The 12,496-nt window shown below is 42.2% G+C and carries 12 protein-coding genes; 11 read left to right on the top strand and 1 reads right to left on the bottom strand.

Annotated features, from left to right (window positions below; translation table 11 throughout):
• Window positions 1-27: 27 nt before the first annotated feature.
• From H6779_01360 to H6779_01340, 5 genes are all read left to right on the top strand, one after another.
• Complete coding sequence (locus tag H6779_01360) at window positions 28-693, top strand: prepilin-type N-terminal cleavage/methylation domain-containing protein (GenBank protein ID USN88077.1); 666 nt, start codon at window positions 28-30, stop codon at window positions 691-693.
• Window positions 694-714: 21 nt separating this feature from the next.
• Window positions 715-1,281, top strand: coding sequence for a type II secretion system protein (locus H6779_01355; protein USN88076.1), 567 nt, complete (start codon window positions 715-717; stop codon window positions 1,279-1,281).
• A gap of 14 nt (window positions 1,282-1,295) precedes the next feature.
• The gene (locus H6779_01350) at window positions 1,296-3,551 is read left to right on the top strand and encodes an AAA family ATPase (protein ID USN88075.1); all 2,256 of its coding nucleotides are present in this window, start codon (window positions 1,296-1,298) and stop codon (window positions 3,549-3,551) included.
• Between the two features lie 93 nt (window positions 3,552-3,644).
• Window positions 3,645-3,833: a hypothetical protein gene (locus H6779_01345; GenBank protein USN88074.1), complete on the top strand. Its 189-nt coding sequence runs from the start codon at window positions 3,645-3,647 to the stop codon at window positions 3,831-3,833.
• Between the two features lie 127 nt (window positions 3,834-3,960).
• Window positions 3,961-4,419, top strand: coding sequence for a hypothetical protein (locus tag H6779_01340; GenBank protein ID USN88073.1), 459 nt, complete (start codon window positions 3,961-3,963; stop codon window positions 4,417-4,419).
• Between the two features lie 58 nt (window positions 4,420-4,477).
• Here the strand turns inward: H6779_01340 and rnr are convergent, their stop codons facing one another.
• Window positions 4,478-6,418, bottom strand: a complete 1,941-nt coding sequence (gene rnr, locus H6779_01335; protein USN88072.1) for a ribonuclease R — start codon at window positions 6,416-6,418, stop codon at window positions 4,478-4,480.
• A gap of 156 nt (window positions 6,419-6,574) precedes the next feature.
• Between rnr and H6779_01330 the strand changes: the two genes are divergently transcribed.
• The 6 genes from H6779_01330 to H6779_01305 all read left to right on the top strand — a co-directional run bounded on the left by H6779_01330 (window position 6,575) and on the right by H6779_01305 (window position 12,496).
• A complete protein-coding gene (locus tag H6779_01330) occupies window positions 6,575-6,922 on the top strand; it encodes a hypothetical protein (protein ID USN88071.1) in 348 nt (115 codons plus the stop codon).
• 124 nt (window positions 6,923-7,046) lie between these two features.
• A complete protein-coding gene (rpsP, locus tag H6779_01325; protein USN88070.1) occupies window positions 7,047-7,481 on the top strand; it encodes a 30S ribosomal protein S16 in 435 nt (144 codons plus the stop codon).
• Between the two features lie 133 nt (window positions 7,482-7,614).
• Window positions 7,615-7,971: a KH domain-containing protein gene (locus H6779_01320; protein ID USN88069.1), complete on the top strand. Its 357-nt coding sequence runs from the start codon at window positions 7,615-7,617 to the stop codon at window positions 7,969-7,971.
• Between the two features lie 72 nt (window positions 7,972-8,043).
• On the top strand, window positions 8,044-8,322 hold the full coding sequence (locus tag H6779_01315) for a hypothetical protein (protein USN88068.1): 279 nt from the start codon (window positions 8,044-8,046) through the stop codon (window positions 8,320-8,322).
• Window positions 8,323-8,330: 8 nt separating this feature from the next.
• Window positions 8,331-9,005, top strand: coding sequence for a tRNA (guanosine(37)-N1)-methyltransferase TrmD (gene trmD, locus H6779_01310; GenBank protein USN88067.1), 675 nt, complete (start codon window positions 8,331-8,333; stop codon window positions 9,003-9,005).
• Window positions 9,006-9,319: 314 nt separating this feature from the next.
• Window positions 9,320-12,496 (top strand): DNA-directed RNA polymerase subunit beta, encoded by a 3,177-nt coding sequence (locus H6779_01305; GenBank protein USN88295.1) that lies wholly within the window; start codon window positions 9,320-9,322, stop codon window positions 12,494-12,496.

The raw sequence follows: 12,496 nt of genomic DNA, 5'->3' as shown, positions 1-12,496 counted from the left end.
TTTAATGGTCGTGCTATACTTTTTTATATGAAGATGAGGCATTTTTATTATCGCGGATTCACTTTAATCGAGATTATGGTAGTAATTGCCATAATTGGTATTTTGGTGGCAGTTGTTATGTTTAATACTTCTGACGCCGGAAAGCAGTCACGTGACACGGAAAGACAAGCTGACTTGCGGGCTCTGCAAAACGCGGTAGAGCTTTATAAAAATAAGTACGGTCGTTATCCGGAGGGTTGTAGAGGGGCGGATCAGTGGTCCGGTGAACAGGGTACTAACTATGCTTGTAGTGGTAATAATACACAGTATATCGTTAATCTAGCTCCAGAATTTATTTCGGTGCTACCGGTTGACCCTAAGTCTGGTTCAGGAGATTATGGATATGTATACCGTACCAATACCGCCGGTACTGTCTATAAAATCATGGCGATGAACTCAGTCGAAGCGGACTCAATAGACTACAAGCATGAGTTTAAGAGTTGTGATTGGGATGGTAGTGGTTCTTCTGATCCGTACAAAGCTGGTTTTTGTGTAAACCCACCTTGGAATGGTAACAATACTCCCGCCTGGTGCAAGACTAATGATAGTCGCTACCAAAAGTCGTATGCTGTTTGGGGAGGATTCGCTCCTTTGGTCAATTCTGTTTCGGAAACCATAAAAATTAGAGACACTTCCACTGTTATATGCAGGTGATAAAATAAATATAAGTGAATTATGTATAAAAAAAACACCAAAGCTTTTACTTTAATTGAGTTGCTAGTCGTTATTGCGATTATTGGCCTCTTATCAGCTATATTATTTGCCGCTTTTGATGATGCTCGTAAACAAGCTCGTGATAAAACGCGATTATCAGAATTGAAAGAATTGCAACTAGCTATTCAGTTATACAAAGCCCAAAACGATCGTTATCCGGAGCAAGGTTGTGGTACGCCGGGGACGTCTTTCGCTGGACCAAGTGGAGGTACCGACTCTGGTGATAAGGTGGCTTGTGGTCCGTCTGTTAAATATATATTGGGTCTAACTCCCGACTTTACAGCTACTTTACCAACTGATCCAAAATCTGAAAACGAACCAAATAAAGGATTTTATTATATGACCAACGCGGCTGGTACAGCTTATAAGCTGATGGTGTATGACACGGTTGAGTCGTTAGCTGTCTCAAGTTATGGAGATGAGTTTGCTCGTTGTCCGCGACAGGGTGGAGCTTGTCCTACAGCCACACCGGCCGACGCAAACAGTAGAACTTACGCAGTCTATAGTATTGGTGCCGAGGATTGGTAAAATTATTCACAGCAATGTATTTAAAAGAACTAACAATTTCTGGGTTTAAGTCTTTCGCCAAAAAAAGCGAGCTAGAGTTCTCGGCACCAATTACGGCTATCGTTGGACCGAATGGTTCAGGGAAGAGTAACGTGGCTGAATCTTTTCGGTTTGTTTTAGGCGAACAGTCGGTTAAGTCAATGCGTGGTAAAAAGGGTGAAGACTTAATTTGGGGCGGTTCAACTGATGTATCGAGGGGTAATCGAGCCAGTGTAGTGATTTTACTTGATAATACTAAGCGGACTTTTCCGCTCGATTTTGACGAAGTTAAAATCGAGCGGGTAGTACACCGTGACGGACAAAACGAATATTTACTCAATGATTCAAATGTAAGGCTTAAGGATATCCAAGAGTTATTAGCTTCAGCTAATGTTGGTTCTACCGGTCATCATATTATTTCTCAAGGTGAGGCAGACCGTATTTTGAGTTCGGGTGCACGCGAAAGACGGGAAATGATTGAAGACGCACTTGGACTAAAAGTTTATCAATATAAAAAGCAAGAAGCTGACAAAAAGCTGAAAAAGACATTAGATAATGTTGCGCAAGTGGAGCTGTTGAGAAAAGAGGCGGCACCACATCTAAAATATCTTGAACGCCAAGTACAAAAGATTGAAAAGTCATTGGAACTCCAGACTCAGTTAAAAACCGTTTACGCTGAATATTTGAAACGGGAGGATACTTACATTGCGTATCATCACGATCGTTTGGTTAAAAAGAGAAAGGAACCGGAAGCAAACTTAGAAAAAGCCAGAGAAGACTTAGAGCAAGCAAAAAAGGTTCTAAAAGAATCAGAGTCCAAACAAGATTTGGAACCTTTTATGAAAGCAGATGAGAAGTTACGTAAGGCGACCGAAGAAAGACAGGTTGCAGAACGCGAATATAGTAAGTACGAGGGTCAAATTTCTCTCTTGGAAAGGAGGTTACGTGACTATGAAAAAAGAAATAGTGAAAACAAAGGCAAAGCGATACCGTACTCTGAAATGGCTGATCTAATAAAGAGGATTGAACAAGAGGTTGAAAAAGCTACGAAAAAAGATGAGGTAGCTTATCTCCACCGGACTCTTACCGACATAGTGCACCGTCTAAAGTTATTTGTAGAACGTTCTGAAGCTGTGCCGGATGATAATCAGGAGCTTGATCAAGCTGAGCTTGCACGTTTGCAAAAGGAATTAAAAGAATTGGAAGAAAAAATTGTTAAAGCTAAAGAGAGTGAAGTGGAAGCAAAGACAGCCTATACCGAACTAGAAGGCAAGCGACAAAAAGAAGCAACCGAGGGACGCGAAGCTGAGCGCGCAGTCTTTCATTTGGTTGGACAAAGTCGTGAACTGGAAAGTGAAATAGAAAAAATTGATCGAGAACTAGCTGTTTTAGATCGTGATCGTCAGGAATTTAAAGATGAACTACAAGAAGCGGTGGCGCTTTTGGGGCGAGGGGCTTCACAGTACTATGATTTTGTAGTTAAAGATGAACACGATAAGGAGGTGGCCGAAGAAAGTATAATTTCTGAAGAAAGGAGCGTGCAGCGACAAAGACGGCATGAGTTAGAAAAATTGAAGATTCGTTTAGAGGAAATGGGTATTGGTGCCACTGAAGATGTGGTAAAGGAATATAATGACGCTAAAGCCCGTGATGAATTTTTGGCTCACGAAATAGCTGATCTCGAAGCATCAATTGAAAAGTTAAGAGAACTGATTGCTGAACTCAATGAAAAACTAGAAGAGCAGTTTGTGGTGGGAATTGATAAAATTTCCAACGAGTTTAACCGGTTTTTTGTACTGATGTTTGGCGGTGGCGAGGCTAAGCTCGAAAAGGTAACTACAAAAACCGATGAAGAAGACGAGGTGGATGAAGAGGGTGAGTCGACGAAGAAAAAAGAGAACGGTATTGAGTTAGCGGTTAAGTTACCAAACAAGCGAGTGAAAGGCCTTGAGATGCTTTCGGGCGGGGAACGGGCCTTGACTTCGATCGCCCTTATTTTTGCTATGAGTCAGGTGAATCCGCCGCCGTTTATTATCCTTGATGAGACCGATGCGGCGCTCGATGAAGCTAATAGTCGTCGCTATGGTGATATGATCGAAGAGTTGGCCAAGAAATCACAACTTATTCTTATCACTCACAATCGGGAGACTATGAGCCGAGCTGGTATCTTGTACGGGGTAACAATGGGTGGAGATGGAGTGTCTAAACTCTTGTCGGTGAAGTTAGATGAAGCGGTGGCGGTGGCGAAATAATTCTGGTTTTAGATTAGAAAGATATTTATGAAAAAAGATATAATTACGGTAATTGTCTTATTCATCTTCATTCTATTCATAGTAAATTTATTAGTGAAAAATTTTACTTATACGGATAATCAAATAGAGGTGTTTGAGGTTCAGGACAAAAAAGTCGAGACGCTGGAAGAAAAGATGAATAGATGGGATAAAGGAGGGTTTACTGAGGAAGAAAAATCAGAAATAGAACTTGAAGAAAAACGAGAGGATAAAGCTGTGTCGGATCTTATAGAAACCCTTTAATATGCTTTCAGGATATATGAAAACCCCGCAAACCTTTAAGTTTGCGGGGTTTTGTGTTATAAACCTTTTAGGTTTTGTGGATATATTTTTTTAATTAACCAACAAATGGAGGTGGTTGATGATAAATTTGATTGAATTAATTAGAATTTGGCTTACTAACCTTGTAGTACTGGATCGTTCAGGTAATACTAGCTGGAATGCTTTGTATGAAAATCTAAGGACGTACAAGGAAATAACTGCTTTAAAAGAGTCTCCCAGATGGACTGATTTCTGCCGGACACATATTACTCATTGTCAGTCCTCAATAGAAGAAATTGTAGGAAAACAAAATTATTTTAGACGCAGGTACAAGCATCCGACTCTAAGTTTGTTATTTAATAAAGACACTGATCGAGTGGAGATTTATGAGTCTGAAATATTTGTAGCAGAATTATATATGTATTTATGTGACGGTTACCCGCATAAGATTGTATTAGTTAAGCATAGTCCTAGTTTATCAAAACTTGAGCTTAATATGTTTAAGTTTGTAAGATATTCAGGAGGTCAGTTTAATGGTATGAAGCTCGGTCTTATGCTTGAAACCTGATAGATTAAAACCCCGCTTAAGGCAAGATTACAGCGGGGTTTGTTGTATGTATATTCTCTTACACTACCAACTCAAAATCCAGCTGCCTTTCATCCTTATCAGCACGGGTTAGTTTCACCTTCACTTCGTCACCTAGTTGATAGACCTTACCGGTCTTTTGGCCTTTGATGCGGTATTTACTAGCCTCATGCTCAAAGTAATCGCTCTTGATACTACCTAGACGTACCATACCGTCGGCTAGAGTATTTTTTTCCTGCACATAGATACCCCAGTCGGTTACCCCGGTAATTACTCCTTCGAAAGTCTCGCCGATTTTGTTCATTAGGTATTCGACTTGTTTGAATTTGATTGAGTCGCGTTCGGCTGACACGGCTTCCATTTCGCGTTGCGAAGACTTCAGTGACATTTGTTCGTACTTCGCTAGTTCTTTTGGTCCGATGGTAGAGTTGTCTAAATGGCGACGAAGCATGCGGTGTACCATCAGGTCAGGGTAGCGACGAATCGGGGAAGTGAAGTGAGTATAAAATTTGAAAGCGAGACCGAAGTGACCAATATTTTTGGTAGAGTAAATGGCTTTGGCCATGGTGCGAATAGTGGCTGTTTTAATGAGGTTTTCTTCCGGCTTTCCGGTCACTTCTTCTAAGAGTTTGTTGATAGTGGTCGCTTTGACCATACCTTTATTGACCTCAAATTCATAGCCAATTGCTCTAAGGAAAGAACCAAGTTCTTCTAGTTTGTCTGGGTCTGGAGTGTCGTGGATACGGTAGACGAAAGCCACATCACGCCCTTTGTCTTTACAGAGATCGTAGACATGGGTAGCTACCTCGCGGTTAGCTAGAAGCATAAAGTCTTCGATCATAAGCATGGTTTCGGTGCGGACTTTGGCGTAAGCACGAATTGGCGCACCGCGTTCGTCTAGCTCAAACTTTACTTCCGGCTGCTCAAAGGCGATAGCACCGGCCTGGTAGCGCTTTTTGCGCAATATACGACCAAGATCCATCATGGTTTGTAGTTCTTTCAGATATGGTCCGTCTTTTTCGTCTAGTACTTTTTGGGCATCTTCATAACTGAAGCGTTGATCGGAGTGGATGATGGTTTGACCGTACCAAGCGTTTACAATCTTTGCTTCTGGAGTCAGTTCAAAAACAGCTGAGAAAGCTAAGCGGTCTTCGTTTGGTCTTAGGGAACAGAGGTCATTAGACAAAATTTCCGGTAACATCGGAATTACGCGGTCTACCAGGTAAACAGAAGTGGCACGTTCTTTGGCCTCGGTGTCTATGTCGTCGTTTTCACGAACGTAGTGTGATACGTCGGCGATGTGAATACCGATTTCTACATTACCAGATGGTAAAAATTGACAGGAAAGAGCATCGTCAAAGTCCTTGGCGTCCGCTGGGTCGATAGTCATGGTAGTAACGCCACGAAAGTCGCGACGTTTTGGGTCTTTTAGAGCGTCGGCAAAAATCTGTTCTTGGTTACTGTGTAAATCCTGGGCGGCTTTTTGGACTGATTCTGGGAAAGTCTTAGCAAAACCGCCACTTCTGATGATGGCTTGCATTTCGGTCTCATGATCTCCGGCGTGGCCGATGGTCTCGCTGATTTTGGCGATTGGATCAAGGAGAGGTTGGGTCCATTTGGTAATTTCTACGACCACCTTCATATCAAGGTCGTTGCTGGTAGCTTCTGGAAGTAGGGGACGGATGTGAATACGGTGGTTGTCAGGATTTAAAAACTTAACAGTTTGGCCGTTTTCGGTCTTTTCTTTGACGACACCGATTAGTTCTCGATAGGCTGGTTTAACTACTTCTAACACCTTACCCTCACGTCTTTTGCCGGGGACTTTTTTCTTTAACTCGATTTTTACGATGTCACCATCGAGCGCGAAGCCTAAGGCTTCGCGCTCGATCACGATATCCTCCTCAAAGTCAGGATGGTTCACAAAACCGGTCCCTTTGCCCCGGATCATGATTATCCCTTCGTATGTATTTAGATTATTCATGGTGGTCAGTATAGCATTGACTATTAATATTTCCACTGTTGTATTGAGTGACGAGTTAATTTGACATTTTAAATTTGTTATATATGCTACCAAAAGCAGTTGGGTTGTTTTTTGTGAAAATTATTTTGGAGGTAATAACTTATGATTATTCCTAAAATGGACGATGGTCTAGAAGGTGTGTTAGGTATACTGGCCATGACGCAAGTTGTCCCTGCCTTGCAAAAAATTGATTCATCTTTTTGTCTTGAGAAAGATATGTTTGATTGTGAATATATATGTTCAAGTAACAAAAGAATTTATTCTATGCTGTTTACTGGGAAAGTTTGTAAAGAGGGTAAATCCATCAGTGTTGATGCTAATATAGGATTTGTTCTTGACGGAGGGGTGAGTGTACCGAGTTACGTAGCAATTTATCTGTGTCCTGATGATAAGAATACCAAAGTGAGGGAATTCTCTTTATTTAAGTTTAGGGAAGGTTCTTTGGAGCCACAATTGGTAACTTAATTCCAGTCGGGTTTAAAAAGCCACGGGCATGCGTTGTCATGTGGCTTTTTTATACATGAACCCACACCTATTTTGCCTGTTGACCAAACCTATACAATCTGCTACTCTAGCTCCACTTATGTTAATGATGCGTTTACAACGGGTTGGTCGGAAAAACGACCCCTCATACAGAATTGTGGTGGTAGACAAAAGAACTGGTCCCAAGAGTAACAAGCATGTGGATCATCTAGGCTCATACAACCCAAAGCTAAATCATGTTCAGCTAGATGGAGAAAAAGCCAAGCACTGGCTTAGTCAGGGTGTACAGCCTTCAGACACTGTCTACAACATCTTGGTTTCAAATAAAGTGATAGAGGGTAAGAAAAAGAATGTTTTACCAAAAAAGTCACCGATTATTGATGAAGCTAAACTCAAGGCTGAAGCGGAAGCTAAGGAAAAAGCTGAGGCAGAGGCCAAGGCAGCTGCTGAAGCTAGTGAAGCCGAGGAGGTAAAGGAAGAGGAGTCAGCTGAAGCGGAAGCTAAGACTGAAGAAGAAGTTGCTCCGGCTACCGCCGCTTAAGTGTAAAAATGAATCAAGCCTGTGTTTATATACACGGGTTTTGTGTTGACGCTTGATTAAAGCTTACGTATTATTATACAAGCAACGTCATCTTTTGACGCATGCTTACTAGATTAGATAAGAATTTGATTTTATGGATACGCACGAAGATAAGCAGTTTCTAGAATCGCTAGTTAAAGCGCTAGTTGATCATCCAGAAAGTGTTAAGATTAACCGCACTGTCGATGAGATGGGTGTGTTGTTAACACTTGATGTGCATGCTGATGATATGGGTAAGATTATTGGTCGTTCGGGCAATACTGCCAAGGCTATTCGTACCTTGCTCCGCGTCGTGGGTATGAAAAATGACGCCCGCGTCAATCTTAAGATCAATGAACCGGAAGGGGGAAGTCGGGGTATGGATCGAGAGATGTCTGAGGCCATGAATGAAGATAACCCAGCCACCGAGCCAAAGTCTCTAGATCAAGCGATTGAGGACTTGAAGATATAGATAAAAAATAGAATAAAAACACCACTCACAAACAAGTGGTGTTTTTATTTATATAGATGATACAATCTGTATATGGAAATCATTGGTGTAATTACTGTACTTCTATCACTTATAGTAACTGGATTAGGTTTGAGTGCTCAGGTAAAGAAAAATAAAGAAAGAAAAAGCGTCGAAGGATTGTCTTTCTTTTATTTCTTTATTCTTGCTATTTCTTACTCGTTTTGGGTTTTGTATGGAATTATGTTAAAAGATTGGGTATTGATTATTCCAATGACAATCGGAGCATTAATGTCATTGGTTGTAGTTTTTCAATTCTTTTTATATAAAAAAGTTGAAACAAATAAATTTTAGTTCTCAATATGCATTTTCATATCATTACATTGTTTCCAGATGTTTGCCGGGCGTACACTGGCGTGAGTATTTTGGGGCGGGCACAGAAGACTAATAAAGGTAAAGGAGCAAAGGTGCGGGGTAAGAAAATCGAGGTTTCATACTATAATCCACGTGATTTCTCTCAAAGTAAACATTATAAGGTGGACGATAAACCATACGGTGGTGGGCCAGGGATGGTAATGCAAGTAGAACCGGTGGTAAAAGCTTGGGACAAGGCGGTTGGGCGAAAGCGTGATCAGAAAAAGGTTAAGACTCTTATCATGTCGCCGCGAGGAAAGAAGTTTACCCAAGATTTGGCCAAGGAGTATGCTAAAAAATACGATCATCTGGTCTTGATCAGTGGGCGCTATGAAGGAATTGATGATCGGGTAAGACAAATTACTAACGCCGAGGAAGTATCGGTTGGTGACTATATCTTGACCGGCGGTGAGCTACCAGCCCTTACTATAATAGATGCGACAGCTAGGCAGATTCCTGGTGTGTTGGGAGATTTTGAGTCACTAGAAGACGAGCGGCTTACGAACGGTAAGGTCTACACTAGGCCAGAAGTTTTTAAGTACAAAAAGCAGGAATACAAGGTGCCAGAAGTGCTTTTAAGCGGAAATCCGGCTTTGGTAGAGAAGTGGCAAAGGGAAAGCTAAGGGCAGTCATTAGCTAGCAAAAAAATGGGGGTGGAGTTATTAGATATCCACCCTTGCGAAAAATTCTTATTTTGTTATAATTCCGCCACAAACGCAAAGGGGTCTCGAATGAGTTGTGGATGGGAGATTTTCATATCGCGGGGTAAATCACGAAGCACGTGATGTCGATATTAATCAAGTAAAACTAAAACTGTCATAAAAAGCGCAAATAGGCGCGTTTTGTGGTGTGTTTGGTTTTGGAGGTAATTAATTTATATATTTAAGTGTTTATGGGAATAAAGCATAAAGAGGAACAAAGAGTTTCAGTTGGAAATATGCCGCAAAAGCGCTTCCAGGTGAGTGCGGATCCAAAGATTCCGTTGCCGGACCTGATTGAGCCACAGCGCGAATCTTTTCGTTGGTTTGTGGAAACTGCTCTAAAAGAAATTTTTACTGAATTTTCACCAATTAGTGACTATTCTGAAAAGAAGTTTGAGATGAAGTTCAAAAAGTATGAGCTAGGTTCCCCTAAGTGTACTCCAGAGTTTGCCAAGGAGAATAAAATCACTTATGAAGCACCGCTTCGAGCGCATGTGATTTTGAAGAACAAGACCTTTGAAAGTGAAAAGGATCAGGAAATCTTTATGACCGATCTGCCGGTTATGACTGAACATGGTACTTTCATCATCAATGGTGTAGAGCGTGTAATCGTTCCGCAGCTGGCTCGTTCTTATGGTATCTTCTTTACCCAGACTGAATCAAAGGGCAAACAGCTTTTTGGCGCTAAGATTATTCCGGCTCGTGGAGTATGGATTGAAATCGAGTCAGAGGCTGATGGTGTTATCTATGTAAAGATCGACCGCAAAAAGAAATTCCCAGTTTCTTCAGTGCTTCGCGTGCTTGGTCTAGAAAAAGATAAGGACATGATTGCTTTACTTAAGGGAGTGGAGCGTGGTGAGGAATACATGAAAGCAACTATTGCTAAAGACCCGGCTAAAACTACCGATGAGTCTTATATCGAAATCTATAAGCGTTTGCGTGACGGTGATTTGGCAACCGTAGAAAACGCTCGTGAGTTTGTTAATTCTATCTTCACTCCAGCTAGATACGACTTATCTGAAATCGGTCGTCATCACTTCAATGAGCGATTTGGCCGTCCGATTGATAAGAAGGCAACCGACGAACGAACTGTTTCAATCGAGGACTTCAAACTTATTTTGTCTCACATCGTGGTGCAAAACCATGAACCGGGAGCAGTGGCTGATGATATCGATCACCTCGGTTTTCGTCGTGTGCGCTACTTTGGTGAAATGCTCCAACAACGTGTTCGGGTCGGTATGACTCGCATGAAGCGAAATATTCAAGATCGTATGTCTACGATTGAGGCTGAGACTAGTCTACCAATGCAGATCATTAATCCACGTCCACTCCAAGCTGCTATCAAAGAATTCTTCACGACCAACCAGCTTTCTCAGTTCTCGCAACAGCAGAATATTTTGGCTGAAATCGAACATTTACGAACTTTATCAGCTTTGGGTCCAGGTGGACTTACTCGCGAGCGAGCGAGCTTTGAGGTGCGTGACATCCACCCTTCTCACTACGGACGCCTTTGTCCTATTCATACACCGGAAGGTCCGAACATTGGTTTGATCCTTCGCCTGTCAATGTACTCTAGGGTCAATCGTTTTGGTATTATCGAGACACCTTACGCTAAAGTAGAAAAGGGAGTTATTACCGGTGAGGTTACTTACTTCAATGCTCACGAAGAGGAGAAATACAACATTGCTCATGCGGCGGTTGAGGTTGATGCGAAAGGTAAGATAAAGGGTGAGTTTATTGAGGCGCGAGCTAAGGGTACACCTCGCCTAATCCCAGCTAAGGAAGTCGAGTATATTGATGTGGCAACCAATCAGCCATTCTCAGTGGCAACCTCCATGATTCCTTTTATGAACCATGACGATGCCAACCGTACTCTGATGGGTTCAAACATGCAGAAGCAGGCTACTCCTTGTCTAGTTCAAGAAGCACCGATTGTGGCGACTGGTGTAGAAGGTATGGTGGCTCGTGATACTCATAGAGTTATTTATGCATCTGAAGCTGGTGAGGTGGTAGAATGTGATGCGAAACACATAGTGGTAAAGAACAAAGACGGCAAGAAAAAAGATTATCCACTCACTTCATTCCAAAGAACTAATGACTTCTCAGCTTTCTATCATCGACCAGCGGTAACCGTCGGAGATAAGGTGAAGCGAGGTGATTTGTTGGCTGATACATCGTCAACTGATAACGGTCAGATTGCGGTAGGTCAAAACGCTCTTGTGGCTTTCATGAGTTGGAATGGTGCTAACTACGAAGATGCGATTGTTATTTCTGAGCGCTTGGTAAAGCAAAGTAAGTTCTCAACTATTCACCTCGATGAGCTTGAGGTGTCAGTACGTGACACTAAACTTGGTCCAGAAGTTACTTCTTCAGACATTCCAAATGTGTCAGAACTAAAACTTCGCAACCTAGATGAGGACGGTATCATCCGTATCGGAGCGGAGGTGCGACCGGGAGATATCTTGGTTGGTAAGGTAACACCAAAAGGTGAAACTCAACTTTCTCCAGAAGAGCGACTATTACGCTCGATCTTTGGTGAAAAAGCAAAGGATGTGAAGGATACTTCATTACGACTTGAAGCTGGTAAGCGGGGTCGTGTGATCGGGGTAAAGATTTTCTCTCGAGACAACGGACATCAGCTTGAAAGCGGTGTAATCAAGCGTATTCATGTCACAATCGCCCAAGTTAGAAATGTGTCTGTGGGAGACAAGCTAGCTGGACGACACGGAAACAAGGGAGTTATCTCTCGTATCTTGCCGGAAGAAGACATGCCGTATACCGAAGATGGTCAACCAATTGATGTCTTGCTTACACCGCTTGGAGTACCTTCTCGTATGAACCTTGGACAGATTCTAGAACTCCACCTAGGTATGGCGGCTAACACTCTTGGTTACCAAGCTATTGTTCCACCGTTTGCTGGAGCGACTGAAGACCATGTAAAAGCTGAGCTAAAAGCAGCCGGTTTACCAGAGGATGGAAAGATTCAACTACGTGATGGTTTGACTGGTGATAAATTTGCTCAGAAAACTGCGGTTGGTTACATGTATATTCTTAAATTGCACCACATGGTGGAAGATAAGATTCACATGCGTTCAATTGGTCCATACTCACTTATTACCCAGCAGCCACTTGGTGGAAAGGCTCAGATCGGAGGTCAGAGATTTGGAGAAATGGAGGTGTGGGCACTTCTGGGTTATGGAGCTGCTTATACTCTACGCGAAATGTTGACTATTAAGTCTGACGATATTGTTGGAAGGTCAGCGGCTTTTGACGCGATCGTGCGTGGTGAAAAAATCAGTCACCCACATACACCAGCCGCTTTCAATGTGTTGGTTAACCAGCTTAGAGGATTATCACTGGACGTAAAATTAGATAGAGCAGAACGTCCGAAGCGAGATTATGAATCAGCGTAA

It is taken from the genome of Candidatus Nomurabacteria bacterium (assembly GCA_023898525.1).
Taxonomy (GTDB): domain Bacteria; phylum Patescibacteriota; class Minisyncoccia; order Phycocordibacterales; family UBA918; genus OLB19.
This window is presented reverse-complemented; position numbering and strand designations above follow the sequence as displayed.